Source organism: Dechloromonas sp. ARDL1 (genome assembly GCF_051122455.1).
Taxonomy (GTDB): domain Bacteria; phylum Pseudomonadota; class Gammaproteobacteria; order Burkholderiales; family Rhodocyclaceae; genus Azonexus.
In genome coordinates, this window is record NZ_CP168939.1 from 2,806,368 (window position 1) to 2,831,914 (window position 25,547).

The 25,547-nt window shown below is 63.3% G+C and carries 29 protein-coding genes; 19 read left to right on the forward strand and 10 right to left on the reverse strand.

Annotated features, from left to right (window positions below):
* Window positions 1-182: 182 nt before the first annotated feature.
* From urtB to urtE, 4 genes are read left to right on the forward strand one after another with little or no spacing between them, the layout of a single operon-like run.
* Window positions 183-1,760 (forward strand): urea ABC transporter permease subunit UrtB, encoded by a 1,578-nt coding sequence (urtB, locus tag AB6Q56_RS13805; RefSeq protein ID WP_434513698.1) that lies wholly within the window; start codon window positions 183-185, stop codon window positions 1,758-1,760.
* Window positions 1,761-1,769: 9 nt separating this feature from the next.
* On the forward strand, window positions 1,770-2,882 hold the full coding sequence (urtC, locus tag AB6Q56_RS13810; RefSeq protein ID WP_434513699.1) for an urea ABC transporter permease subunit UrtC: 1,113 nt from the start codon (window positions 1,770-1,772) through the stop codon (window positions 2,880-2,882).
* Between the two features lie 53 nt (window positions 2,883-2,935).
* Window positions 2,936-3,709 (forward strand): urea ABC transporter ATP-binding protein UrtD, encoded by a 774-nt coding sequence (gene urtD / locus AB6Q56_RS13815; RefSeq protein ID WP_434517162.1) that lies wholly within the window; start codon window positions 2,936-2,938, stop codon window positions 3,707-3,709.
* 2 nt (window positions 3,710-3,711) lie between these two features.
* Window positions 3,712-4,404: an urea ABC transporter ATP-binding subunit UrtE gene (gene urtE, locus AB6Q56_RS13820; protein ID WP_434513700.1), complete on the forward strand. Its 693-nt coding sequence runs from the start codon at window positions 3,712-3,714 to the stop codon at window positions 4,402-4,404.
* Between the two features lie 246 nt (window positions 4,405-4,650).
* Here urtE and AB6Q56_RS13825 read toward each other — a convergent pair whose 3' ends face one another.
* Window positions 4,651-5,013: a hypothetical protein gene (locus AB6Q56_RS13825; protein WP_434513701.1), complete on the reverse strand. Its 363-nt coding sequence runs from the start codon at window positions 5,011-5,013 to the stop codon at window positions 4,651-4,653.
* A 282-nt stretch (window positions 5,014-5,295) separates the two neighbouring features.
* On the opposite strand from AB6Q56_RS13825, the gene AB6Q56_RS13830 reads away from it, so the two are divergent.
* From AB6Q56_RS13830 to ureG, 9 genes are read left to right on the forward strand one after another with little or no spacing between them, the layout of a single operon-like run.
* Window positions 5,296-6,162, forward strand: coding sequence for an urease accessory protein UreD (locus AB6Q56_RS13830; RefSeq protein WP_434513702.1), 867 nt, complete (start codon window positions 5,296-5,298; stop codon window positions 6,160-6,162).
* A gap of 9 nt (window positions 6,163-6,171) precedes the next feature.
* Window positions 6,172-6,474 (forward strand): urease subunit gamma, encoded by a 303-nt coding sequence (gene ureA / locus AB6Q56_RS13835; RefSeq protein WP_119490793.1) that lies wholly within the window; start codon window positions 6,172-6,174, stop codon window positions 6,472-6,474.
* A 1-nt stretch (window position 6,475) separates the two neighbouring features.
* Window positions 6,476-7,093, forward strand: coding sequence for a hypothetical protein (locus AB6Q56_RS13840; protein ID WP_434513703.1), 618 nt, complete (start codon window positions 6,476-6,478; stop codon window positions 7,091-7,093).
* Window positions 7,094-7,099: 6 nt separating this feature from the next.
* Window positions 7,100-7,405, forward strand: a complete 306-nt coding sequence (locus AB6Q56_RS13845; protein WP_434513704.1) for an urease subunit beta — start codon at window positions 7,100-7,102, stop codon at window positions 7,403-7,405.
* A complete protein-coding gene (gene ureC, locus AB6Q56_RS13850; protein WP_434513705.1) occupies window positions 7,402-9,108 on the forward strand; it encodes an urease subunit alpha in 1,707 nt (568 codons plus the stop codon). Before AB6Q56_RS13845 ends, ureC begins: the two co-directional genes overlap by 4 nt.
* Before the next feature lie 7 nt (window positions 9,109-9,115).
* Window positions 9,116-9,448, forward strand: a complete 333-nt coding sequence (locus tag AB6Q56_RS13855; protein ID WP_434513706.1) for a DMT family transporter — start codon at window positions 9,116-9,118, stop codon at window positions 9,446-9,448.
* The gene (gene ureE / locus AB6Q56_RS13860) at window positions 9,420-9,986 is read left to right on the forward strand and encodes an urease accessory protein UreE (protein ID WP_434513707.1); all 567 of its coding nucleotides are present in this window, start codon (window positions 9,420-9,422) and stop codon (window positions 9,984-9,986) included. Before AB6Q56_RS13855 ends, ureE begins: the two co-directional genes overlap by 29 nt.
* Window positions 9,986-10,672 carry an urease accessory protein UreF gene (locus AB6Q56_RS13865; RefSeq protein ID WP_434513708.1) on the forward strand — a complete coding sequence of 229 codons (687 nt, stop codon included), beginning with the start codon at window positions 9,986-9,988 and terminating at the stop codon, window positions 10,670-10,672. The genes ureE and AB6Q56_RS13865 overlap by 1 nt, the downstream gene beginning before the upstream one ends.
* Window positions 10,673-10,676: 4 nt before the next feature.
* A complete protein-coding gene (gene ureG, locus AB6Q56_RS13870) occupies window positions 10,677-11,291 on the forward strand; it encodes an urease accessory protein UreG (protein ID WP_434513709.1) in 615 nt (204 codons plus the stop codon).
* A 73-nt stretch (window positions 11,292-11,364) separates the two neighbouring features.
* Here ureG and AB6Q56_RS13875 read toward each other — a convergent pair whose 3' ends face one another.
* The 7 genes from AB6Q56_RS13875 to AB6Q56_RS13905 all read right to left on the reverse strand — a co-directional run bounded on the left by AB6Q56_RS13875 (window position 11,365) and on the right by AB6Q56_RS13905 (window position 19,181).
* The gene (locus tag AB6Q56_RS13875; protein WP_434513710.1) at window positions 11,365-12,036 is read right to left on the reverse strand and encodes a phosphoglycolate phosphatase; all 672 of its coding nucleotides are present in this window, start codon (window positions 12,034-12,036) and stop codon (window positions 11,365-11,367) included.
* A 1-nt stretch (window position 12,037) separates the two neighbouring features.
* A complete protein-coding gene (gene rpe / locus AB6Q56_RS13880) occupies window positions 12,038-12,739 on the reverse strand; it encodes a ribulose-phosphate 3-epimerase (protein ID WP_434513711.1) in 702 nt (233 codons plus the stop codon).
* Window positions 12,740-12,811: 72 nt separating this feature from the next.
* Window positions 12,812-13,849 (reverse strand): class II fructose-bisphosphate aldolase, encoded by a 1,038-nt coding sequence (gene fba, locus AB6Q56_RS13885; protein WP_434513712.1) that lies wholly within the window; start codon window positions 13,847-13,849, stop codon window positions 12,812-12,814.
* Window positions 13,850-13,860: 11 nt separating this feature from the next.
* Window positions 13,861-14,868: a type I glyceraldehyde-3-phosphate dehydrogenase gene (gene gap / locus AB6Q56_RS13890; protein ID WP_434513713.1), complete on the reverse strand. Its 1,008-nt coding sequence runs from the start codon at window positions 14,866-14,868 to the stop codon at window positions 13,861-13,863.
* Between the two features lie 280 nt (window positions 14,869-15,148).
* Window positions 15,149-17,194 (reverse strand): transketolase, encoded by a 2,046-nt coding sequence (tkt, locus tag AB6Q56_RS13895; protein WP_434513714.1) that lies wholly within the window; start codon window positions 17,192-17,194, stop codon window positions 15,149-15,151.
* Between the two features lie 10 nt (window positions 17,195-17,204).
* Complete coding sequence (locus AB6Q56_RS13900) at window positions 17,205-18,077, reverse strand: phosphoribulokinase (protein ID WP_434513715.1); 873 nt, start codon at window positions 18,075-18,077, stop codon at window positions 17,205-17,207.
* Between the two features lie 36 nt (window positions 18,078-18,113).
* Window positions 18,114-19,181, reverse strand: coding sequence for a class 1 fructose-bisphosphatase (locus AB6Q56_RS13905; RefSeq protein ID WP_434513716.1), 1,068 nt, complete (start codon window positions 19,179-19,181; stop codon window positions 18,114-18,116).
* Between the two features lie 178 nt (window positions 19,182-19,359).
* Between AB6Q56_RS13905 and AB6Q56_RS13910 the strand changes: the two genes are divergently transcribed.
* The 4 genes from AB6Q56_RS13910 to AB6Q56_RS13925 all read left to right on the forward strand — a co-directional run bounded on the left by AB6Q56_RS13910 (window position 19,360) and on the right by AB6Q56_RS13925 (window position 21,986).
* A complete protein-coding gene (locus AB6Q56_RS13910; RefSeq protein ID WP_434513717.1) occupies window positions 19,360-20,058 on the forward strand; it encodes an HAD family hydrolase in 699 nt (232 codons plus the stop codon).
* A gap of 181 nt (window positions 20,059-20,239) precedes the next feature.
* Window positions 20,240-20,914 (forward strand): CsgG/HfaB family protein, encoded by a 675-nt coding sequence (locus tag AB6Q56_RS13915; protein ID WP_434513718.1) that lies wholly within the window; start codon window positions 20,240-20,242, stop codon window positions 20,912-20,914.
* Between the two features lie 15 nt (window positions 20,915-20,929).
* A complete protein-coding gene (locus AB6Q56_RS13920; protein ID WP_434513719.1) occupies window positions 20,930-21,292 on the forward strand; it encodes a DUF4810 domain-containing protein in 363 nt (120 codons plus the stop codon).
* A gap of 10 nt (window positions 21,293-21,302) precedes the next feature.
* The gene (locus AB6Q56_RS13925; protein WP_434513720.1) at window positions 21,303-21,986 is read left to right on the forward strand and encodes a DUF799 domain-containing protein; all 684 of its coding nucleotides are present in this window, start codon (window positions 21,303-21,305) and stop codon (window positions 21,984-21,986) included.
* Window positions 21,987-22,097: 111 nt separating this feature from the next.
* Here the strand turns inward: AB6Q56_RS13925 and AB6Q56_RS13930 are convergent, their stop codons facing one another.
* The gene (locus AB6Q56_RS13930; protein WP_434513721.1) at window positions 22,098-22,445 is read right to left on the reverse strand and encodes a hypothetical protein; all 348 of its coding nucleotides are present in this window, start codon (window positions 22,443-22,445) and stop codon (window positions 22,098-22,100) included.
* 241 nt (window positions 22,446-22,686) lie between these two features.
* On the opposite strand from AB6Q56_RS13930, the gene AB6Q56_RS13935 reads away from it, so the two are divergent.
* Complete coding sequence (locus AB6Q56_RS13935; RefSeq protein ID WP_434513722.1) at window positions 22,687-23,262, forward strand: DUF4337 domain-containing protein; 576 nt, start codon at window positions 22,687-22,689, stop codon at window positions 23,260-23,262.
* 5 nt (window positions 23,263-23,267) lie between these two features.
* On the forward strand, window positions 23,268-24,365 hold the full coding sequence (locus AB6Q56_RS13940) for a Ppx/GppA phosphatase family protein (protein ID WP_434513723.1): 1,098 nt from the start codon (window positions 23,268-23,270) through the stop codon (window positions 24,363-24,365).
* 30 nt (window positions 24,366-24,395) lie between these two features.
* Here the strand turns inward: AB6Q56_RS13940 and AB6Q56_RS13945 are convergent, their stop codons facing one another.
* On the reverse strand, window positions 24,396-25,298 hold the full coding sequence (locus AB6Q56_RS13945; protein ID WP_434513724.1) for a LysR family transcriptional regulator: 903 nt from the start codon (window positions 25,296-25,298) through the stop codon (window positions 24,396-24,398).
* Window positions 25,299-25,547 lie beyond the last annotated feature (249 nt).

The following is a 25,547-nucleotide window of genomic DNA, read 5'->3' on the forward strand; positions in this document are numbered from 1 at the left end:
GGAGATGGCGCTTTGGCGACCATTCCGCCCTTGAGTCCCAAAACCGCCCAAATCGAGCGGTGCATCGCAGCAGCCGTTGCCGCCGGATCTTCTGCGCAGTTCCTACGCAATTCATCGTATTCCTGAGCCAGCGCCCCGCCCGTAACCTGTCGCTGCACTGCACAAATTGCGGACGGATATTCATGATCAGAAAAACACTCGTTGTATTGCTCTGCGCCATCGGCCTGAACGCCCATGCGGCGCTCGACCCGGCGCAGGTTCGCCAGCTGGCGGTCGAAGACTCGACCGACAAGGTGGCCGCCATCCGCCAGATCGTCCAGGCGGCCGACCCCGACGCCGAGCGCGTGCTGACGGCGATGGCCGACGGCAATCTTTATCTCGCCAACGACAAGGCGCTGATCATCGACGGCGATGCTGCGATGGACGCGGCGACCGGGGCAAAAACCAAGATGCCGGCCGAGCCGGAATCAGTCACCGTCAATAACCGCATCCGCGGCGAGCTGGCCAATGCGCTGGCCGCGCTCAAGCTGTTCGATGCCGACCCGGCCGTCCGCCTGGGCTCGGCGCAAAAGCTGCAAAGCAACGTCAGCGCCGACATGGCCCCGCTGCTGGCCAAGGCGCTGGAGAAGGAAAGCGATGCCGAGATCAAGGCCCTGCTGACCACCGCCCACGCCCAGGCCAGCCTGGCCAACCCCGACCCGGCCGTTCGCCTGGCCGCCGTGCAGGTGCTGGCCGATGCCAACTCGCCGACCATCAAGGCCATGCTACAGCCGCTGACCGACAAGGCCAACGAGCCGGAAGACAAGGTGCGCTACGCTGCCATCGAGGCGGTCAAGTCCATCGACCGCCGGCTGGCCGTCGGCGAAACGCTGGGCGGCATCTTCACCGGCGTCTCGCTCGGCTCCATCCTGCTGCTCGCCGCGCTCGGCCTGGCCATCACCTACGGCGTCATGGGCGTCATCAACATGGCGCACGGCGAGCTGCTGATGGTCGGCGCCTACGCCACCTACGGCATGCAGAGCCTGTTCCGCGCCTTCCTGCCGGATTACCTCGACTGGTATCTGCCGGCGGCGATTCCCGTCGCCTTCTTCGCCGCCGCTCTGGTCGGCGTGGTCATGGAACGCACAGTCATCCGCTGGCTCTACGGCCGCACGCTGGAAACCCTGCTCGCCACCTGGGGCATCTCGTTGGTGCTGATCCAGGGGGCCCGCGTGCTGTTCGGCGCGCAGAACGTCGAAGTCGCCAATCCGAGCTGGATGTCCGGCGGCATCGCGCTGATGCCCAACCTGATGCTGCCCTGGAACCGCCTCATCATCATCGGCTTCGCCCTCTTCGTCCTGCTGCTGGTCTGGCTGCTGATGAACAGGACACGGCTGGGCATGTTCGTCCGCGCCGTGACGCAGAACCGCCCAATGGCCGGCTGCGTCGGCGTCCCGACCGCCCGCATCGACACCCTGGCCTTCGCGCTGGGCGCCGGCATCGCCGGGCTGGGCGGCGTCGCGCTGTCGCAGATTTCCAACGTCGGGCCGGACATGGGCCAGGGCTACATCGTCGATTCCTTCATGGTGGTCGTCGTCGGCGGCGTCGGCCAGCTCGCCGGCGCGGTCTGGGCGGCGCTCGGGCTGGGCATCTTCAGCAAGCTGCTCGAAGGCTGGGCCGGGGCGGTCATCGCCAAGATCAGCATCCTCGTCTGCATCATCATCTTCATCCAGAAGCGTCCGCAGGGCATCTTTGCCCTCAAGGGCCGCTTCGTCGAGTAAGGAACTCCCATGCGTAAGCCTTTCATCCTCCGCCTCCTGTCCAGCCTGGACAGCAAGCAGTGGCTGGCGCTCGGCGTATTCCTCGCCCTGACGCTGGTTGCCGTCCCCCTCCTCCATCTCGCCGTACCGGAAGACAGCGCCTTCCACGTTTCCACCTACGCCATCACGCTGATCGGCAAGATCATGTGCTACGCGCTGGTGGCCGTGGCGATGGACCTGATCTGGGGCTACGGCGGCATCCTGTCGCTCGGCCACGGGCTGTTCTTCGCGCTCGGCGGCTACGCCTTCGGCATGTACCTGATGCGCCAGATCGGCCGTGACGGCAGCTACCAGAGCGACCTGCCCGACTTCATGGTCTTCCTCGACTGGAAGGAGCTGCCCTGGTTCTGGGTCGGCAGCGACAGCTTCGGTTGGGTCGCCTTCCTGGTCATGGCCGTGCCGGCGCTGGTCGCCTTCGTCTTCGGCTACTTCGCCTTCCGCTCGCGCATCAAGGGCGTCTATTTCTCGATCATCACCCAGGCGCTGACCTACGCCGCCATGCTGCTCTTCTTCCGCAACGAAACAGGCTTCGGCGGCAACAACGGCTTCACCGACTTCAAGCGCATCCTCGGCTACGGCATCACCACATCCGAAATGCGCCTCGTGCTGTTCGGCCTGACCGCGCTGGCGCTGGCCGCCACGCTGATCTTCGCCGCCTGGCTGGTGAAATCCAAGTTCGGCCGGGTGCTGACAGCGATTCGCGATGCCGAAAGCCGCGTCATGTTCATCGGCTACAACCCGCTCTGGTACAAGCTGACGATCTGGACCATCTCGGCCGTACTGTGCGGCATCGCCGGCGCGCTCTACGTGCCGCAGGTGGGCATCATCAACCCCTCCGAAATGTCGCCCGGCAATTCGATCGAGATCGCCATCTGGGTCGCTGTTGGCGGGCGCGGCACGCTGATCGGGCCGATCATCGGCGCCTTCGTGGTCAATCTCGCCAAGAGCTGGTTCACCGTCAGCTTCCCCGAATACTGGCTGTTCTTCCTCGGCCTGCTGTTCATCGTCGTCACCCTGATGCTGCCGCAAGGGCTGGTCGGCCTGTGGAAGAAAGTCATGGACAAGAAGGGAGCCGCAGCATGATTCTCGAAAATACCCTCGACGACCGGCCGGAAGGCAGCGACGGCGCCGACCAGATGGGCCACGTCGTCACCGGCGAACTCGACCTCTCGCACGGCGTCGCGCTCTACCTCGAAGACATCACCGTCAGCTTCGACGGCTTCAAGGCCCTGAACAACCTCAACCTCGAAATTGATGCCGGCGAACTGCGCTGCATCATCGGCCCCAACGGCGCCGGCAAGACGACGATGATGGACGTCATCACCGGCAAGACGCGCCCGGATTCCGGCAAGGCCTTCTTCGGCCAGACCATCGACCTGACCCGCCTGACCGAGCCGGAAATCGCCCACGTCGGCATCGGCCGCAAGTTCCAGAAGCCGACCATCTTCGAGCAGCACACCGTCTTCGAAAACCTCGAACTGGCCATGAAGACCGACAAGCGCGTATGGAAAAGCCTGATGGCCTGGCTGGCCGGTGACGAACGCGACAAGATCGCTGAAACCCTGCGCCTGATCCGCCTCGACGGTGAAGCTGACCGCCAGGCCGGGCTGCTCTCGCACGGCCAGAAACAGTGGCTGGAAATCGGCATGCTGTTGATGCAGGAACCCAAGCTGCTGCTGCTCGACGAGCCGGTCGCCGGCATGACCGACGACGAAACCATGCGTACGGCCGAACTCTTTGTCTCGCTGGCTGGCAAGCATTCGCTGGTCGTCGTCGAGCACGACATGGCCTTCGTCGAAAAGCTCGGCGGCAAGGTCACCGTGCTGCACGAAGGTTCTGTGCTGGCCGAGGGCGACCTCGCCACCGTGCAGAACGATCAACGCGTTATTGAAGTGTATCTGGGGCGCTAAGCATGCTGAAAGTCGAATCCCTCCACCAAGCCTACGGCGGCAGCCACATCCTGCGCGGCCTCAGTTTCGAGGTCACCACCGGCGAGGTCACCACTCTGCTCGGCCGCAACGGCGTCGGCAAGACCACGCTGCTCAAGTCCTTGATGGGGCTGGTCAAGAGCAAGTCCGGCAGCATCACCTTCGACGGCAAGGACATCACCCATCTGCCGCCGCATGAGCGCGTCAAGGCCGGCATCGGCTACGTGCCGCAGGGCCGCGAGATCTTCCCGCGTCTGACGGTCGAGGAAAACCTGCTCATGGGCCTCGCCACCAAGCCGGGCAGCACCAAGATCCCCGAGCGCATCTTCGAGATGTTCCCGGTGCTCAAGCAGATGATGCACCGCCGCGGCGGCGACCTGTCCGGCGGCCAGCAGCAACAGCTCGCCATCGGCCGCGCCCTGGCCATGGGTCCGAAACTCCTGATCCTCGACGAGCCGACCGAAGGCATCCAGCCGTCGATCATCAAGGACATCGAACGCGCCATCCGTCTGCTGGCGCAAACCGGCGAAATGGCGATCCTGCTCGTCGAGCAGTACTACGACTTCGCCGAATCGCTGGCCGACCAGTACCTGCTGATGGAGCGCGGGGAGTTCATCATGCGCGGCCGGGGAGAAACGATGCCGCAGGATGGGGTCAGGGAGGCGCTGGCGGTTTGACTAGCTTATGCTTCGACCGCCGTTTAAGTGTGCACGCCAGGAGTGCGCAAATGAGTTCCGATTTGCCATTCTGGTGCACCAAATTTTTTGCACAGCCCCGATGATGACGTGCGGAAGCAAGGAAACGGCTGTAATGCCGAGAAATAGTTCGGTTAAGCTGCCTTCCATGGCGATTCTCCCCATTGCCACAGAGGGAGTTCAGCATGGAATGTGCCAGCGCGACGATATCCTCGCCATCGAAGCTAGCTAACTGTTGCCGACGAGTAGCTCTTGGACATAAACGTCGCGAATCTGGAGCTTGCGGGGGAGTTTCTTGTTGAGCGTCAGGAGCATCTGCGCTCTTACCTCAGAGATTGATGGACGCGCGCTGCCCTGATATACCTCTGCCAGGACAGAGCGCACGACCGCATCCAGTTCCTGTTGGCGCTTCTTTAGCCGCGACTCTTGCTCCTGATCAATCAGCAAACTCAGCTTGCACCGAACATTCACGGCGTCCCCGGCAATCGTCGCCGTTTGAACCGTAAAGTAGGCGTCTTCGTCTTCATCGTTATCGACGGAATATTTGCCATAGGCAACCAGCGCAATGCCCAGTGTCAAAATGAGCGCCAAGGCAATCCAGAAGTGACGAAGCCAGTGCTGTGTCGAACTTCCATTCGCTGCGCTCGACCTTGGGTGTTTCAGGTGAGTGCGTTTGTGATGTACGGGAAGAGGCCGCATATGGAAATCCATCGATTGGCAATTGCGACAATTGTATCAAATACAACATTTTTGCCATAGCATTCGCCATCGGCTTGGCCCCGATAAACCGCCACTTCTTGCTCGATGCGCTTCGCGAAGACTGCGCATTCCTGCGTATTTCGCGCGCCGTATACTTTCCCTGATAATCCAGCAATGACCTCGCGCCTACCATTGTCGCTGCTGGAGCCTTTGCTGAACTGGCATGCCGAGTTGCATCTTGGCTTTGCCCGTTCCGGCGATCGCACGGTGCTGCGCGAAAACCGGCATCGCGGGCCGTTGCGGGTGCAGAAGGCGCTCTATCCCGAGGGTGATGCCGTCTGCCAGGCCATCGTGCTGCATCCGCCTTCCGGCATCGCTGGCGGTGACCATCTGGCGATTTCGGCGGATGTCAGTGCCGGGGCGCATGCCCAGTTGACCACACCCGGCGCCGGCAAGTGGTATCGCAGCGGCGGCGCGGAAGCCTCGCAGCGCATTGCCTTCACGGTGGGCGAAGGAGCGACGCTGGAATGGCTGCCGCAGGAAACTATCGTGTTCGATGGCGCGCGGGCGCGCATGGAAACCCAGGTCGATCTCGCCGCCGACAGCCGTTATATCGGCTGGGACATCCTGTGCCTCGGTCGCGCGGCGGCTGGCGAGCGCTTTGATAAGGGGCGGTTCGACCTGTTTCTCCGGGTTGATCGAGACCAGCGGCCGATCTGGATCGAGCGCGGCGGTTTCGACGGCAGCGACCCGATGTTGACCAGCCCCGCCGGCTGGGCCGGTGCCACGGTGTGCGGCACCTTGCTGTGCACCTTTCCCGAATTGCCGACACAAGCGAGCACGCTGCTCGAAGCCTGCCGCCAGACCTGTCCCGCCGATGGCGCCCAGCATGGCCTGAGCGCGCTGCCCGGTGTGCTGATCGCCCGCTATCTTGGCGACAGCAGCGAGGCTGCCCGATTGTGGTTCGCAGACCTGTGGGCCATCCTGCGCCCGGCCTGCTGTGGTCGACCGGCCATCACCCCCCGAATCTGGAATACCTGAGGAGTCTGTATGGAACTGACACCCCGCGAGAAAGACAAACTGCTGATCTTCACCGCCGGTCTGCTTGCCGAACGGCGCAAGGCCAAGGGCCTGAAGCTGAACTACCCGGAAGCCGTGGCGCTGATCACCTGCGCGATCATGGAAGGCGCCCGCGAGGGCAAGACTGTGGCCGAGCTGATGCACGAAGGCACGCAGGTGCTGAGCCGCGCCGACGTGATGGACGGCATCGCCGAGCTGATCCCGGAAATACAGGTCGAAGCCACCTTCCCGGATGGCACCAAGCTGGTCACGGTCCATAACCCCATCGTTTAATATGGAAGCATTCGAATCACTGTGCGAAATTCTGCTCCGGCAAGCCGGCTACTGGGTGATTCCAGGCATTTATGTTGCCCTGAATCAACGCGACAAAGACTTTTTAGACGAAACGGTCGCACTTCCTACGCTTGGGAAAAGGGTCTTTAAGTCTTTTCCTCGCACTCAACTTGATCTAGTTGCTTACAAACCAGCCAAAAATGAATTGCTGATTATTGAGTGCAAGAGCTTTTTAGACTCACCCGGTATTTCAGCAAGATCGTTCCCTTTCTCCCGGAGAGTTTCCTTAGACCGACCAGTATCAAGGGAGGATGTTGCGCGCTTTAAGCAATACAAGTTATTCCAGCACCCCGAGTATCTCAAGGTGGTATCTGATCAACTTATTAAAAATCTTAAAACGCTAGGAATGCTAACCCAAGACAACCATCCTTCGACACGACTCATGCTGGCCTGTGGCCGCTTGGCAGACACCTCATCAGCCCCTATTCGCGATCAGTTCCGGCACCAAGGCTGGCGCTTTGCCGGTCCAAAAACCATTGTTCGAGGCTTAAGTCGCCTAAAAAATATTGGCTACCACAACGACCCAATTGTAATGACGGCAAAACTTCTACTGAGGTAACACGACATGATCCCCGGAGAACTCCTCGCCGAACCCGGCGAACTCGAACTCAACGCCGGCCGGCCGACCATCACGCTGGTCGTCGCCAATACCGGCGACCGACCGATCCAGGTCGGCTCGCACTACCACTTTTACGAAACCAATGCCGGCCTGAGCTTCGACCGCGACGCCGCCCGTGGCTACCGGCTCGACATCGCCGCCGGCACCGCCGTGCGCTTCGAGCCGGGCCAGACGCGCACCGTGCAGCTGGTGGCGCTGGCGGGTGACAGGAAGGTTTACGGTTTCCGCGGCTTGATCCAGGGGGCACTATGAGCACGAAGATTACCCGCCAGGCCTATGCCGAAATGTTCGGCCCTACCACCGGCGACCGCCTGCGTCTGGCCGATACCGAGCTGATCATCGAGGTCGAGCAGGACTACACGATCTACGGCGAGGAAGTGAAGTTCGGCGGCGGCAAGGTCATCCGCGATGGCATGGGTCAGAGCCAGCGCGTGTCGGCGGAAACCGTCGATACCGTGATCACCAACGCCCTGATCGTCGACGCCGTCACCGGCATCGTCAAGGCCGACATCGGCTTGAAGGACGGCCGCATCGCCGCCATCGGCAAGGCCGGAAATCCGGACATCCAGCCCGGCGTGACGATAGTCGTCGGCCCCGGCACCGAGGTCATCGCCGGCGAAGGCATGATCGTCACGGCGGGCGGCATCGACAGCCACATCCATTTCATCTGCCCACAGCAGATCGAGGAAGCGCTGAACTCCGGCGTCACCACCATGATCGGCGGCGGCACCGGCCCGGCCACCGGCACCTACGCCACGACCTGTACGCCCGGCCCGTGGCACATCCACCGCATGCTCGAAGCGGCCGAGGCCTTCCCGATGAACCTCGGCTTCCTCGGCAAGGGCAATGCCAGCCTGCCGGAAGCGCTGCGCGAGCAGGTCGAGGCCGGCGTCATCGGCCTCAAGCTGCACGAGGACTGGGGCACGACGCCGGCCGCCATCGATTGCTGCCTGAGCGTTGCCGACGAGATGGACATCCAGGTCGCCATCCATACCGACACGCTCAACGAATCCGGCTTCGTCGAAGCCACCATCGACGCTTTCAAGGGCCGCACCATCCACACCTTCCACACCGAAGGCGCCGGCGGCGGCCATGCGCCGGACATCATCAAGGCGGCCGGGCTGCCCAACGTGCTGCCCAGCTCGACCAACCCGACCATGCCCTACACGGTGAACACCATCGACGAGCATCTCGACATGCTGATGGTGTGCCACCACCTCGATCCGAGCATCGCCGAAGACATCGCCTTTGCCGAAAGCCGCATCCGTCGCGAAACCATCGCCGCCGAAGACATCCTGCACGACCTCGGCGTTTTCTCGATGATGAGTTCCGACTCGCAGGCCATGGGCCGTGTCGGTGAGGTGATCATCCGCACCTGGCAGGCGGCGCACAAGATGAAGCTGCAACGCGGCACGCTACCGGAAGACAGCGCTCGCAACGACAATTTCCGGGTGAAACGCTATATCGCCAAATACACCATCAACCCGGCGCTGACGCACGGCATTGCGCACACCGTCGGCTCCATCGAAGTCGGCAAGCTGGCCGACCTGGTGCTGTGGAAGCCGGCCTTTTTCGGCGTCAAGCCATCGCTGATCCTGAAAGGCGGCATGATCGCCGCCGCCGCGATGGGCGACCCCAACGCCTCCATCCCAACACCGCAGCCGGTGCATTACCGGCCGATGTTCGGCAGCTTCGGCAAGGCGCTGAAAACCTCGGTCACCTTCGTCTCGCAGGCGGCACTGAAGAATCCCGCCGTTGCCGCGCTAGGCCTGTCGAAACCGCTAGTTGCCGCCTCCGGCTGCCGTGGCATACAGAAGTCCGACATGGTGCACAACGGTGCCACGCCAGAAATCACCGTCGATCCCGAAACCTACGTGGTCAAGGCCGACGGCGTGCATCTGGTCTGCGAACCGGCGACCGAGCTGCCGCTGGCCCAGCGTTACTTCCTGTTCTGACCGCGCGATGCAGCACTGGCTCATTCTCGGCATCGCCATCATCAGCGAAGTGATCGCCACCTCGGCACTGAAGGCGTCTGACGGATTCACCCGTCTGCTGCCGTCGGTGATTGTCGTCGTAGGCTACGGCATCGCCTTCTACTGCCTGGCACTGGTGCTGCGCACGCTGCCGGTCGGCATCGTCTATGCCATCTGGTCCGGCGTCGGTGTCGCGCTGATCGCCCTGGTCGGCTGGCTGCTCTATGGCCAAACACTCGACTTGCCAGCCATCGTCGGCATCGGCCTGATCGTTGCCGGCGTCGCTGTCCTCAATGTCTTCTCGAAAACTGTCGCTCATTGATTCCATGCTGATCCTCAACCAACGCACCACCGCCCCCGCCACCGATTCTGTGGCCTTGGCCTACGACGAACGCAAGCGCAGCCGCCTGAAGGTCACCCTCGCCTCCGGCGCCGAAGCGGGCATCTTCCTCGAGCGCGGCGATCATCTGCGCGGCGGCGACCGGCTCGCCGCTGAAGATGGCAGCGCCGTCGTCGAAATTCTCGCCGCCCCCGAACGGTTGATGGAGGCCGTAGCCGACAGCCCGCTGCTCTTCGCCCGCGCTGCCTATCACCTCGGCAACCGCCATGTACCGGTTCACATCCTGCCCGAAGCGGATGGTGGCCGGCTACGCTTCGAAACCGATCATGTACTCGCCGACATGGTGCGCGGCCTGGGCTGTGCGGTCGCCGAAACCGAAGCGCCATTCCAGCCCGAATCCGGCGCCTACGGCGCGCATGGTAACCACGCGCATCACCACAACCAGGAACCAGATCTGCATCACCCTGGCCACGGCACACACCGGTCGGTGCCCAAAATTCACGAGTTCAAGCCGCGTTGATGCCGCCCTCGCTGCAACTCGTCCGCTTGCTGCAACTGGCCAGCCCGGCGCTACCGGTCGGGGCCTACACCTATTCGCAGGGACTGGAGTGGGCGGTGGAAACAGGCGTCATCCGCGACGAAGCAAGTGCCGGCAGTTGGATCTGTGATCTGCTCGCGCACGGCGTCGGGCGCTTCGAGGCCCCCCTGGTTGCGGCGCTGATCGCGGCTTGGCGAGCGGGCGACACGGCCGAGCTGGCACGCCTTAATGGTGAATTCCTCGCCAGCCGGGAATCTGCCGAACTGCGCGCGGAAACCGTGCAAATGGGCTTCTCGCTGCGCCGTCTGCTCGCCGATCTGCGCGACGATAGCCTGGCCGATGTCGCCGCCACCATCGTCGAGTGGCCGGAAGCGGCCTTTCCGAGCGTATGGGCTGGCATCGCGGCAGCGTGGAAAATCGATCCGGAACCCGCCCTCTCCGCCTACCTCTGGGCCTGGGCCGAAAATCAGGTCATGGCCGCGCTGAAAGCCGTGCCGCTCGGGCAGGCTGCTGGCCAGCGGCTGCTGGCCAAACTCGGGAACCAGATTCCAATTGCCGTAGCAGCGGCTGAAGCCTTGCCGGAAGGACAATGGTCCAATTTCACGCCAGCCTTCGCCATCGCCTGCGCACGGCACGAAACCCAATATTCACGTCTCTTCAGATCGTAAAACCATGAACAAACAAGCCCTGAGAGTTGGCATCGGCGGTCCCGTCGGTTCCGGAAAAACAGCCCTGACGCTGGCCCTGTGCCAAGCTCTGCGCGACAAGATCGACATGGCGGTGGTAACCAACGACATCTACACCGCCGAGGATGCCAAGTTCCTCGTCAATCATTCGGCGCTGGCTCCGGAACGCATCATCGGCGTCGAAACGGGCGGCTGCCCACATACGGCGATTCGCGAGGATGCATCGATCAACCTGGAGGCAGTGGATCGCCTGCAGCGAGCGTTTCCCGGTGTCGAACTGATTCTGGTGGAATCGGGAGGCGATAACCTGGCAGCGACTTTTTCACCAGAACTGTCCGACCTGACGCTTTACGTGATCGACGTGGCGGCCGGCGAGAAGATTCCGCGCAAGGGGGGACCGGGCATCACCAAGTCCGATCTGCTGGTGATCAACAAGATCGACCTTGCACCGATGGTCGGCGCCTCGTTGGAGGTCATGGCTGCTGACGCCAAAACCCAGCGCGGAACACGGCCCTTCATCTTCACCAATTTGAAAACCGGCGAAGGGCTGGAATGTGTGATCGACTTCATCCTGGAGCAGGGAATACTGCGCAGGTCGTGATCCAGCACGGGGCTCCGTATTGGATCGTAAGCCCCTTACCGAATACCCTGCCCTGTCAGCTCCTGATAGCCGCTCAAGCCGGACAGACATCCCACGCCACCCTCACCGCCTCCCCCAAGGTCGCCACCAGCGCATCGCAATCCGCCGCCCTGACCGGCTCGCCCTCGTTGTAGCCGTAGGGCACGCAAAAGACTGTACTGCCTGCGTTACGGGCGGTTTCGATGTCGTGCCGTGAGTCGCCGATGTGGAGATTGTTTTCGGGCGAGCAGCCCATTTGTGCGCAAGCATGTTGCAAAGGTGCGGGGTGTGGTTTGCGGTACGGCGTCGTATCGCCCGAAACGACGGTTGTGAAGTAGCCGCACAGCCCCATGGACCCGAGCAGCGACTCGGTGAAGACGGCTGGTTTGTTGGTGACCACACCGAGCGGCAGGCCGGTGGCATACCAGGCGTTGAGGCCTTCGATCACACCGGGGAAAAGGCGGCTGCGGGTGCCGTTGATGGCGGCGTAGTGGCGCTGGAAGATGGCGACGGCACGGTCCAGAACCGCCCCCTCCGGTACGACACGGTCGCGCAGGCAGCGCAGCACGAGGACAACAACGCCCTGCCCGACGAAATCGCGGATTTCGTTTTCGCTGCGCAGCGCCAGGCCGAGTTCGGCAAGCATGGCGTTGCTGGCGGCGTGGAGGTCGGGGACGGTGTCGAGCAGGGTTCCGTCGAGATCGAAGGTCACCGAGGTGAAGCGCATGTCAGGCCTCCTTGAGTTGCTGGCGCAGGGCGCCGATGATCGAGTCGTAGCGGTGCGGGTCGCTGTCCTTGCCCGCCCCGTAGACGGCCGACCCGGCAACGAAGGCATCGACGCCGGCACGGGCGATCTCCGCGATGTTGGCGGTGTTCACGCCGCCGTCGATCTCCAGGCGGATACGCCGGCCGCTCTGCTGTTCGTAGGCATCGAGCTTGGCACGGGCCTGCCGGGCCTTGGCCAGCGTGCCGGGGATGAACTTCTGGCCGCCGAAGCCGGGGTTCACGCTCATCAGCAGGATGACGTCGAGCTTGTCGAGGACGTAGTCCATGTGGTCGAGCGGTGTCGCCGGGTTGAAGACCAGGCCGGCCTGGCAGCCGCCTTCGCGGATCAGCGACAGGCTGCGGTCGATGTGTTCCGAGGCTTCCGGGTGGAAGGTGATGATGTTGGCCCCGGCCTTCACGAAATCGGGGATGATGCGGTCGACCGGCTTGACCATCAGGTGCACGTCGATCGGCGCCGTGGTGCATGGGCGGATCGCTTCGCAAACCAGCGGACCGATGGTCAGGTTGGGAACATAATGGTTGTCCATCACGTCAAAGTGAATCCAGTCGGCCCCCGAGGCGATGACGTTGGCCACTTCCTCGCCCAGCTTGGCGAAATTGGCAGACAGAATGCTCGGTGCGATGACGTAGGGCAGGCGATTCATGGCGGGCTCCAAAAAAACGGCCCCAGACTTCGGGGCCAAAAGCAGACTACCGCAGTAGTGGAAACGGGTTGATCAGCGGTACAGCGCGGTCATTTTTTCCAGCGGCACCGGCTTGATGCGGCTGGCCTGACCGGCGCTGCCGAAGGCCTCGAAGCGCTGGCGGCAGATGTCACGGGCGGCCGCCACCGCGGCTTTGAGGAAAGCGCGCGGATCGAATTCATCGGGCTTGTCGGCCATCGCCTTGCGCATGGCGCCGGTCATGGCAAGGCGGATATCGGTGTCGATATTGACCTTGCGCACGCCGTGCCTGATGCCCTCGACGATCTCCTCGACCGGCACGCCGTAGGTTTCCTTCATCTGGCCGCCGTACTGGCGGATAACCGCCAGCCACTCCTGCGGCACGCTGGATGAGCCGTGCATGACAAGGTGGGTGTTGGGGATGCGCGCATGGATGGCCTTGATGCGGTCGATGGCGAGGATTTCGCCGGTCGGCGGCCGGGTGAACTTGTAGGCCCCGTGACTGGTGCCGATGGCGATGGCCAGGGCGTCGACGCCGGTCTTGGCGACGAAGTCGGCAGCTTCCTCCGGATCGGTCAGCATCTGTGAATGATCGAGCTTGCCGGCAGCACCGATGCCGTCCTCCTCGCCGGCCTCGCCGGTTTCCAGCGAGCCGAGGCAGCCCAGCTCGCCTTCTACAGAGACGCCGATGGCATGCGCCATCTCGACCACCTTGGCGGTGACGAGCACGTTGTAGGCGTAGGTACTCGGCGTCTTGCCGTCCGGACACAGCGAACCGTCCATCATCACGCTGGAGAAGCCGCTGCGCATGGATTGCTGGCAAACAGCCGGCGAGGTGCCGTGATCCTGATGCAGGCAGACCGGGATCTCCGGGTACTGTTCGATGGCGGCTTCGACCAGTTTGCGCAGGAAGGGCTCGCCGGCATATTTGCGGGCGCCGGCCGAGGCCTGCAGGATGACCGGGCTGTCGCAGAGCTCGGCGGCCTGCATGATGGCCTGGATCTGCTCCATGTTATTGACGTTGAAAGCGGGCAGGCCGTAGCGATGCTCGGCGGCGTGGTCGAGCAGTTGGCGCAGGGAAATGAGAGCCATGGTCTTTCCTTTCAGTGCATGACATGGCGGACGAGCCGCAGCAGGTTGCAGGTGTAGCCGTACTCGTTGTCGTACCAGGCAACGACCTTGACGAAGCTGGCGTCGAGCGCGATGCCGGCATCGGCGTCGAACACCGAGGGAAGGCCACAACCGCGGAAGTCGGTCGATACCACCTTGTCGCGCGTGTAACCGAGCACGCCCTTGAGCGGCCCGGATTCGGCGGCGGCCTTCATCGCGGCGCAGATGTCCTCGTAGCTCGTTTCGCGCTCCAGTTCGACGGTGAGGTCGACCACCGAGACATCGGAAGTCGGCACGCGGAAGGCCATGCCGGTCAGCTTCTTGTTCAGCGCCGGGATCACCTTGCCGACCGCCTTGGCCGCACCGGTCGAGGACGGGATGATGTTTTCCAGAATCCCGCGCCCGCCGCGCCAGTCCTTGCCTGACGGGCCATCGACGGTCTTCTGCGTGGCGGTGGCGGCGTGAACGGTGCTCATCAATCCGCGCTTGATGCCGAATTTTTCATGCAGCACCTTGGCCACCGGTGCCAGTCCGTTGGTGGTGCACGAGGCGGCCGAGACGATGGCTTCGCCGGCATAGCGCTCATGGTTCACGCCGTAGACGAACATCGGCGTCTCGTCCTTGGCCGGCGCCGACTGCACCACTTTCTGCGCGCCGGCTTCAAGGTGCTGGCGGCAGCTCTGGTCGGTCAGGAACAGGCCGGTCGCCTCGATAACCACATCGGCTTGCACGCCGGCCCAGTTCAATTCAGCGGGGTTCTTGACCGCGCTGAGGCGGATGCTGCGGCCGTTGACGATCAGCTTGTTGCCGTCGACCGCGATGTCACCGGCAAACTTGCCGTGCACCGAGTCATGCTTGAGCAGGTAGGCGAGGTAGTTCGGCTCGAGCAGGTCGTTGATAGCGACCACTTCGAGATCGGCGAATTCTGCCTGTTCGGCGATGGCCCGGAAGGCCATGCGCCCGATGCGGCCGAAGCCGTTGATGGCAACCCGAATGGGCATGGTGTGTCTCCTTGATGATGTAAATTCTGGGCAAAGCCGCCCCCGCACACCCGGAAAGCGGGTGCGAGGGCTTGGGGATTCGGGGCCCGGTGAACCGGGCGTGGACTCAGGTCAGCGGCTAGTGGTCTGCTCCGTCATTGGCGGAACAAATGAAAGCGCCGGATTTGTGTTCCTGGCCAGGCGCGAACCGCAGCGATAGCCAGCGCTATCGCGAGGATGAGCAACAACGCCAGGGACGCAAAGACAAGCTTTCATGTTTCGTTAATGGCGAAACAGACCACTAAAAATCGCCATCGGCGCCTCCGGCCCGCACGATGGCGCGCAGCACCGTCTGCACCAGATTCGCGGCGGTCAGGCCGAAGTGCTGGTACAGCGCGGGTGCCGGTCCGGACTCGCCGAACTCGTCGATGCCGAGCACTTCGCCATCGAGCCCGACATACTTGCGCCAGATGTCGGTCTGACCGGCTTCGACGGCCACCCGGGCGATCTCGGGCGGCAGCACGGCGTTCTTCCAGCTTGCCGGCTGGCGGTCGAAACGCCGCGTGCAAGGCATCGACACGACACGCACCGGCACACCCTGCTTGCGAAGCTCGGCCTGGGCCTGCATGGCCAACGACACTTCCGAGCCGGTGGCGATGATCACCGCCTGAGCCGGGCCGTCCGCCTCCGAGAGCACGTAGCCGCCGCGGCTGGCACCTTCCGCCCGGCCGGGTTCGCCACCGTACTGAGGGAGATTCTGGCGCGACAGGAGCAGGGCAGAAGGTCCGTCACGGCGTTCCAGCGCATCGCTCCAGGCGACAGCCGTTTCCAGCTCGTCGCAGGGACGCCAGACATCGAGTCCGGGAATGACGCGCAGGCTCGCCGCATGTTCGATCGGCTGGTGGGTCGGCCCATCCTCGCCGAGGCCGATGGAATCGTGGGTCAGGACATGGACGACGCGCTGCTTCATCAGCGCGCTCATCCGGATGGCGTTGCGGGCGTAGTCGGAGAACACTGCGAAGGTCCCGCCGTAGGGAATCAGCCCGCCGTGCAGCGCGACGCCATTCATGATCGCCGTCATGCCGAATTCGCGCACGCCGTACGAAATGTAGTTGGGCACCTCTCCCTCGGCAGCGTCATGCAGGGCACGGCTCCCCTTGCCGGCGGTCAGATTGGAGCCGGTCAGGTCGGCCGAGCCGCCGAGCAGCTCCGGCACGCGGTCGACCAAGTAGTCGAGGCTGTTCTGCGACGACTTGCGGGTGGCGATCGCGCCATCCTTGGCAGCAGCCGTGGCGAGCAGGGCCTTGCGGATTTCCGGCCACTTTTCCGGCAGGCCACCGGCCTGGGTGCGCTCGAACTCGGCAGCCAGTTCCGGGTATTGCTTGCGGTAAGCGACGAAACGGACCTGCCATTCGGCTTCGGCGGCAGCGCCCGAGAGGCGGGCATCCCAGGCCTCGCGCAGCACGCTTGGCACTTCGAACGGGGCATGCGGCCAGTTCAGCGCGGCGCGGGTGGCGGCCACTTCGTCGGCGCCGAGCGGCGCGCCGTGTACGTCGTGACTGCCGACCTTGTTCGGCGAGCCCCAGCCGATCTGGGTGCGACAGACGATCAGCGTCGGCTTGCCAGCCGCCTTGGCCTCGACGATGGCGGCCCCGACGGCAGCGGCGTCATGGCCATCGACCGGGCCGACCACGTGCCAGCCGTAGGCGCGGAAGCGGGCCGGCGTGTCGTCGCGGAACCAGCCTTCGACATGGCCGTCGATGGAGATGCCGTTGTCGTCGTAGAAGGCGACCAGCTTGTCGAGGTTCCAGACGCCAGCCAGCGAACAGGCTTCATGGCTGATGCCCTCCATCAGGCAGCCGTCGCCGAGGAAGACCCAGGTGCGGTGATCGACGATGCTGCACTCCGGCTGGTTGTAGCGCTGGGCCAGCAGCTTTTCGGCCAGCGCCATGCCGACGGCGTTGGTCAGCCCCTGGCCGAGCGGCCCGGTGGTCGTCTCGACGCCAGGGGTATGGCCGACTTCCGGATGCCCGGCGGTCTTGCTGCCGAGCTGGCGAAAGTTCTGCAGCTGTTCCAGCGGCAGGTCATAGCCGGTCAGGTGGAGCAGCGCGTAGAGCAGCATCGAGCCGTGTCCGTTGGAGAGCACGAAGCGGTCGCGGTCCGGCCATTGCGGGTTGGTCGGGTTGTGCTTGAGGTGGTCGCGCCACAGTACTTCGGCAATGTCGGCCATGCCCATCGGCGCACCGGGGTGGCCGGACTTGGCCTTCTCGACCGCATCGATGGCGAGGAAGCGGACAGCGTTGGCCAGTTCGCGGCGGAAGGCGATTTCAGTGAGGTCTCGTTCCATGGGGTTCTCCTCAGGCGCGACGCTTCTGGTCCATCAGGCGGAGGACCATGGGGGTGAAGATCATCTGCATGGCCAGGCCCATCTTGCCGCCAGGAACCACCAGGGTGTTCGGGCGGGTGAGCATGGAACCGTGCAGGATGGAAAGCAGGTACTGGAAGTCGATGCCCTTGGGGTTGGCGAAGCGGATGACGACCATGCTTTCGTCGGCCGTCGGGATGTCGCGGGCGATGAAGGGGTTGGAGGTATCGACGATGGGTACGCGCTGGAAATTGACGTGGGTGCGGCCGAATTGCGGACAGAGGTGGCTGACGTAATCCGGCATGCGGCGCAGGATGGTGTCGGTCACCGCCTCCTGCGAATAGCCGCGCATCTTCTGGTCGCGGTGCAGCTTCTGTATCCACTCCAGGTTGATGATGGGCACGACGCCGACGCAGAGGTCCACCTGCTTGGCGATGTTGATGCCGTCACCGGCCCAGGCGCCGTGCAGGCCCTCGTAGAACATCAGGTCGGTGCCCTCGGGAATGTCCTGCCACGGCGTGAAAGTGCCCGGTTCCTGCTGCCACGGCTCGGCCTCGCCGGCATCGTGCAGGTATTTCCGCACCTTGCCGCTGCCGCTGCTGCCGTAATCGACGAACAGTTGCTCCAATTCGCCCAACAGGTTGGCTTCCGGGCCGAAATGGCTGAAGTTCAGGTTGCCGAGCGCCTCCTGCGCCTTCATCTCGGCGCGCATGACGAGCCGGTCGTAGCGATGGAAGGAATCGCCCTCGACGATCTGCGCCTTAAGCCCTTCGCGCCGGAAGATGTGCTGGAAGCTCTGCATCACCGTGCTGGTGCCGGCACCGGACGAGCCGGTGATGGCGATGATGGGGTGTTTGACGGACATGGATGTCTCCTGCGGATGTGAATTCTGTGTCCGGCGTCAGGCCGTATCGCGAAACAGGGAACGTTCCGAGAACAGCGGCGAAACGAAGGGGCGGTCGGCGCCGGTGTCGTATTCCTGGTGGTAGCGCTCAACCCGCTCGACCTCGTTCTTCGAGCCGAGAATGACCGGCACGCGCTGGTGCAATCCTTCCGGCTGTACGTCGAGGATGCGCTGGCGGCCGGTGCTCGCCGCGCCGCCGGCCTGCTCGACGAGCATGGCCATCGGGTTGGCTTCGTAGAGCAGGCGCAGGCGCCCGGGCTTTTTCGGGTCCTTGTTATCCTTGGGATACATGAAGATGCCGCCACGGATCAGGATGCGGTGTACTTCAGCCACCATCGAGGCGATCCAGCGGGTGTTGAAATCCTCGCCGCGCACGCCGGACTTGCCGGCCTTGCACTCGGCCACATAGCGCTGCACCGGCGGTTCCCAGAAACGCTCGTTGGAGGTGTTGATGGCGAATTCGCGGGTATCTTCCGGCACCCGGATATTGGCGTGGGTGAGGATGAAGTTGCCGCTCTCCCGATCCAGCGTGAAGCCGTGCGTACCGTTGCCCAGCGTCAGCACCATCATGGTCGATGGGCCGTAGATGGCGTAGCCGGCTGCGACCTGCTCGGAACCGGGACGCAGGTAGTCGCCCGGCTCGGCATCGCCGGCGGTCGGCCGTGTGAAAATGGAGAAGATGGTGCCGACCGAGACATTGACGTCGCTGTTCGACGAGCCGTCGAGCGGGTCGAACACCAGCAGGTAACGGCCGCGCGGGTACTCGGCCGGAATCGGATACGGATCGTCCATTTCCTCGGACGCCATGCCGGCCAGCTGGCCACCCCACTCGCAGTGGCGCAGTATGGCTTCGTTGGTCAGCACATCGAGCTTCTTCTGCACCTCGCCCTGGACGTTGGTGCTGTCCAGAGCGCCGAGGCTGCCGCCGAGCGCCCCCTTGGCGACCATCGCCGAGATGGTCTTGACAGCGGCGGCGACGTCGATGAGCAGGGCACCCAGTTCGCCGTGGCTGGCGCGGGTATGTTCGATGACGAACTTCGAGAGGGTCGTGCGGCCGAATTGCATGGCGTCTCCAATCATTCTTGTGTGACTGCATTGGATGTCACGATAAGTGACGCCTGAGTTAAGTAACAGTCAGATTTTCTTAAGCACTCATTCAGTCATTACTTATTAAATATCGCCTTATCGGCGGCTTCAGAAAGCCTGACTGGAGACGGAATCGGCCACGGGCTATCGTGTCTGCATGCAGAGAATCAAGGCGCTGATCTTCGATGTCGATGGCACGCTCGCCGAAACCGAGCGCGACGGCCATCGCCCCGCCTTCAACGCCGCCTTTGCCGAATGCGGGCTGGACTGGCACTGGGATGAAGTCCTGTACGGCGAGTTGCTCGTCATCACCGGCGGCAAGGAGCGCATGCGCCATTACGCCGAGCGCTACGCCCCCGACATCGCTGCCCGCCCCGATCTCGATGCGCTGATCAAGCAAGTGCACGCCGCCAAGACGGCGCACTATGTCCGGCTGATCGGCGAAGGCCGGCTTCCCCTGCGCCCCGGCGTCGCCGAGTTGATCGCCGAAGCGCGCGCCGCCGGCATCCGCCTGGCCATCGCGACGACCACCTCGCCGGAAAACGTCACCGCCCTGCTCGACGCCAGCCTCGCGCCGGGATCGAGCGACTGGTTCGCAGTGATCGGCGCCGGCGACGTGGTCGCTGCCAAGAAGCCGGCCCCCGACATCTACCGCTGGGTCCTCGACCGCCTCGCCCTCCCCGCCAGCGCCTGCCTGGCCATCGAGGATTCGGAAAATGGCCTGCGAGCCGCATTGGGCGCCGGCTTGCGCTGTCTGGTCACGGTCGGCGAATACACGCGGGGGCAGGATTTTTCGGGAGCTACGGCGGTGCTCGACAGCCTCAGAGATACCTCACTCGCACGCCTGCTACCGTAGCGGGAACCGTGCCGGAACACCCGGCTGGCTGTACGCAGCAAGCCCGCCGCGCCCCTCCCCAAGAGGCCCGGAGCCGACAATCCGCTTTTCCCGCACCAGCATTTGGATACTACAATCGCATTTTTCCGGACGCGCCTTGCGTGACAGCTCCGGATGTACCGCCATCCTCGAGGAGAAACCCGTGTTCAAGAAAAACATCCTGGCCTGCGCTTGCGTTGCCGTGGTCGCCACGATTTCCGGTTGCGCAACTGAAGATTCGCGCCCCCTGGTACCGCAACAAACGGCCGCTTCTGCCCGCCCCTACGTCGGCGTGCGCCAGCCCATTTCCGTCGGCAAGTTCGACAACCGCTCCAGCTTCATGCGCGGCATCTTCACCGATGGCGTCGATCGCCTCGGCAGCCAGGCCAAGACCATCCTGGTTTCCCATCTCCAACAGACCAATCGCTTCTCGGTACTGGACCGCGAGAACATGACAGAAATCCGCCAGGAGGCGGAAATTGCCAGGAAGCAGCAGGCACTGAAGGGCGCCCACTACGTGATCACCGGCGACGTGACCGAATTCGGGCGCAAGGAAGTCGGCGACCACCAGCTGTTCGGCATCCTGGGACGCGGCAAGCAGCAGATTGCCTACGCCAAGGTGACATTAAACGTGGTCGATGTGCAAACCTCGGAAGTCATCTACTCCACCGCCGGGGCCGGCGAGTATTCACTGTCCAACCGCGAAGTGGTCGGTTTTGGCGGCACGGCAAGCTATGACTCGACGCTGAACGGCAAGGTCCTCGACCTGGCCATCCGTCAGGCCGTCGACGGGCTGGTTAACGGCATCGAATCTGGCGCCTGGCGCCCGGGCAACTGACTCTCGGGGACCTTCATGCTTCAAACACACTCCAAACGCAGCCTGCCTTTGCTGGCTGCGCTCTTGGCAGTCCTGCTTTCCGGATGTGTAAGTCGCCCGCAACCGCTCTACTACTGGGGCAATTTTCAGGATCAGCAATACGCCTACTTCAAGGGCGACAAAGGCCCCGAGGATGGCATTCAGAATCTGGAGCGGGTGAAGGAAGAGGCAAGATCACGCGGCAGGCCTGTCCCACCGGGTTTTCAGGCTCATCTGGGCATGCTCTACGGGCTGACAGGACGTACCGACCTGCTTGAACAGAACCTGCTGGCCGAGCGGCAGCAGTTTCCGGAAAGCGCCGTCTACGTAGATTTTCTGCTGAAGAAAAAGCAACAGTAAGGCAACCCTGATGAATACGAACAGAACCCATGCGCTGCTTTGCGCAGCCCTCGCGGTGAGCGCCTTCCTGCTCGGCGGATGCGCCACACAAAAGCCATATGACTACACGGCCTTCAAGGAAGCACGCCCGGCATCCATTCTCGTCCTGCCTCCGCTCAACAGCTCGCCTGACGTCGCTGCAACCTACAGCATGATGTCCCAGACCACGGCACCGCTCGCCGAGTCCGGGTACTACGTCTTCCCTGTCACGCTGGTGGACGAAAGCTTCAAGCAAAACGGTCTGACGATGCCGGCCGACATCCATGCCGTTCCGATCCACAAGCTGCGCGAGATTTTTGGCGCAGACGCCGCGCTGTACATCAACGTCAAACAATACGGCACGTCGTACGCCGTGATTTCGAGCGAAACCCGTGTCACCGCTGAAGCCAAGCTGGTCGACCTGCGGAGCGGCAACACACTGTGGGCGGGTGCAGCAACCGCATCCAGCGCCGAGGGCAACAATAACAACAGCGGCGGCCTGATCGGCATGCTGGTCAATGCGGCAATCCGCCAGATCGTTGAAACGATTAGCAGCCAAGGGCATCTCATTGCTGGCCGGACGAGCACCCGCCTCCTGGGTGCCGGCCGTCCAAACGGCATCCTCTATGGCCCGCGCTCGCCGATGTATCTCAAGGAAGGCGTGCCGGCCCAATAAGAAGCGTCCGCTACAGGGGGAAACGGCAGCCGGCCAGACTGCCGTGTTTCCGCCATGCTTAGCGAATCAATAGCCTGTGCGAGATCAGGCAGTATCCCGCAGCAAGTCAGATTAGCGGTTGGGCCCGGGCCCCATCCCTCCGCCCATGCCGCCCCCTGGTCCCATGCCGCCTCCGGGCCCCATTCTGCGTCCCATGCCACCTCCTTGCGGCGGTGGCGTATCGGGCAGCGTCACACCGCGCTCCTTGGCGCGTAACTGCATCTGCTCATGATGTTCGAACCGGAGTTGTTCACGCTCTTCCGCTGTCTTTGCCGCACGCAGCTTGTTGCGATGGTCGATACGCTCCTGGGCGGTCATCAGCTGGCTGCCATAAACCGGCTGATCGGCACCGATTGCCGGACCTGCTACCAAAGCAAGCAGCAATCCGGATATGGCGACTGTCATTTTGTTTCTGTTCATGATTCTCTCCCTAAGAAACAGCGAACTGAAGCAGCGGCAAGCATGGATTAGCTGCCTGCTTCCTGATGCCTCCTCATGCTCTCTAGCCTCTCTCTTTATATATAGGCCAAATATCCGGAAAACCCGAACTGGATGACGAACACAGCGACAGCAGACGTTACCGCGTGAGCAAAATCCGTGATCGGATAAAACCCAATATAAAATCACCACTCCGCAATTACCGCATCAAAAGGAAGTTCCAATGTCCGGTCACGGTTTTCACGTTCATGGCCCACACGACCACGAGGTCGAGCACGTCGCCCAGCACGGCGGCGACAATTTCACGTCGCGGATCGCCGTATTGACCGCTGTTCTGTCGACAGTCGGCGCCATCTTCGGCTACATGGGCGGCCACTCGCAGAATGCCGCGCTACTCTTCAAGAACGACGCCGCCATCCAGAAGACGGCCGCTTCGAACCAGTGGAATTACTACCAGGCCAAGAGCAACAAGCAGAACCTGGCCGAACTGTCCGTCACACTGACCAGCGGCGAGGCACAGGAGAAGTTCAAGGCCGCCGTCGAGCGCTACAAGAAGGAAAAGGAAGAGATCAAGGCCGAGGCCGACAAGCTGGAAGCCGAAGCCAAGGCCTCGGACGAGCGCAGCAACCAGGAAATGCACGTCCATGAACGTTGGGCGCTGGCCACCACGCTGATCCAGATCGCCATCGCGCTCTCCGCCATCACGCTGCTCACCCGCAAGCGCTGGATGCTGGGCGGCGTCTACGGCGCCTCGGCCCTCGGGCTGGCAGCCGGCGTCATGGGTTACCTGCACCTCTAAGCGGCGTGCTGCGCTTCCGCGCCCTGCTTGCCGGGCTGGCCGGCTGCCTGATTGCAGCCGCCGCCACTGCCGCCGAGCCTTGCCGCATCGCCTTCGACATGGGCTCCTCCGGCATCCGCGCCGGCCAATCCAGCCGTCCGGAGGTGATGCGGGCGGATATCGACTACCTCGGCCCGCTGTCGGCCGGGCGCGGACTGGCTGAAACCCTGCAGCCCACCATCGCCGCGCTACGCGACCTGTCGGCCGGCGGCGGCTTCGACACGGCATGCGCCAAGCTGGGCGGCGGCTTTTCCGCCTGGCGTATCGCCGCCAAGGAAGATCGCAACCGGCTCGCGGACGACCTTGCGGCCATCCGCAACGCCAGCGGCGTTCCCGTACTGGTCATCCCGCAGCGCCAGGAAGGCGCTTACGGCTACCTCGGCGCCCGCCAGTTGCTCGGCAATCGGCTGACCACCAGCCATATTCTCGACATCGGTGGCGGCAGCCTGCAGGTGGCCGGCGAGCGCCACTCCTTCGGCGCCCTGTTCGGCCAGAAGCTGTGGCATCGCGAACTGTGCAAGGCGCTGCGCAACAGCAGCGAGCTACCCTGCACCCTGCTGCCGATGACTGCGCAAGAGGTGGAAGCTGCGCGCGCCTTGCTGCGCGATCGCCTCCAAGGCATCGCCGACGATCTGCCGCAAGGCGCGACCTTGACCGCTATCAGCCGCCCGGTGACGCGCGGCGTTGCCCCGGCGGTGGCCCGCCTGTTCAACCGCCCGGCCGGCCTGGGCGATATTTCCCCGGCGATGCTGCGTGCCACGCTGGAACTGCATGCCGGAATGGGTCTCGACGCCATGGCCGAACATCTCGGCGTCGAGCGCAAGCATGCCGCCTATCTCGTCTCCGACCTGCTGCTGGTCGAAGGCCTGGTCGAGGCCACCGGCGGCCACGACCTGCGCGTCGCCGAAATCGACCTGACCAACCTGCCCGGCCTGCTCGCCGATGAGCGCGGCTACCGCTGGGCCGCCCGCCACGACTGCTACCTGCAGCGCCTGCGCCGGCTGGGCGCCGCTGCCTATTTCAGCGACCCGACCAGCTGCCCGGCCACGGCTGCGAGCCGCTGAGCACAACCGGGGCGCTTCCGGTTCATCCGGTCAGCGATCCCAATACGGCGTCGGGCCGAAACGCTTCATCAGGAACTCGACAAAGGCCCGGACTTTCAGCGGCAAATGCCGGTTGGGCAGATGCACGGCGTAGATGAAGCGCTCGGTCGGCACATAGCCGGGCAGGACTTCGACCAGGCGTCCTTCCTGCAAATCCTTGCCGACGATGAAGGTCGGCAGCAAGGCCAGCCCGAGGCCGCCGAGCACCGCCTGCGACAGGGCCTCGTCATCATTGATGCGCAGGGTGCCGGAGACCGGGATCGAGACGTCGCCGTTATACCCGTTGAGGTGCCACATGCCCTGGGTGTTCATGAAGGTGTAGTCCAGGCAATTGTGCTGGGCCAGATCTTCCGGAACGAGGGGTATGCCGCGCCGCGCGAGATAGGCGGGGCTCGCGCAGATCTTGCGGCGGATCGGCGCCAGCTGGCGTGCGACCAGGTTCTGCCCCGGTTCGCGCGTGATGCGCAAGGCGATGTCGTAGCCTTCGTCGGCCAGGTCGACCAGGCGGTCGCTGATCGTCAGGTCAACGCTCAGGTCGGGGTAGAGCGCCATGAAATCGGGTAGCGCCGAAGCCACGTGCATGGTGCTGAAGGCAACCGGGGCGCTGATCTTCAGCTGCCCGCGCGGCTCCTGGTGCAGCCGCGAAATGGTCGTATCCGCCTGGCCGAGCTCTTCCAGTATCCGGTCGCAGTGCTCGAAATAGGCCTCGCCGACATCGGTCAGGCTCAGGCTGCGGGTGCTCCGATGCAGCAGACGCACACCCAGGTTTCCTTCGAGGCGGGCGATGGCTTTGCTGACACGCGACTTCGAGACATTGAGGCGGCGCGCCGCCTCCGAAAAGCTGCGGACCTTGACCACGTGGGCAAAGAAAAGCATGTCGTTAATGTCGTGCATGCATAGCCTGCATTGTTATCAAAATAGAAACAGTTTTGTTCAAATTTGATGGCTTATCAAGCTCGGATTCCAACTCTATCATCCGACTTTGCAAAAACGACCGAAGCGGATTCTCAAGAACATCCCAAAAAAATCAATGAGAATGCCACGCGCCAGCTCCTCATCTGCGCTCGCCACCGGAAGTTTCTGCGCAGCCCCTGACGACGATTCGATTTGCCGCGCCAAGTCAAGGCACTCATTGTTGCCATA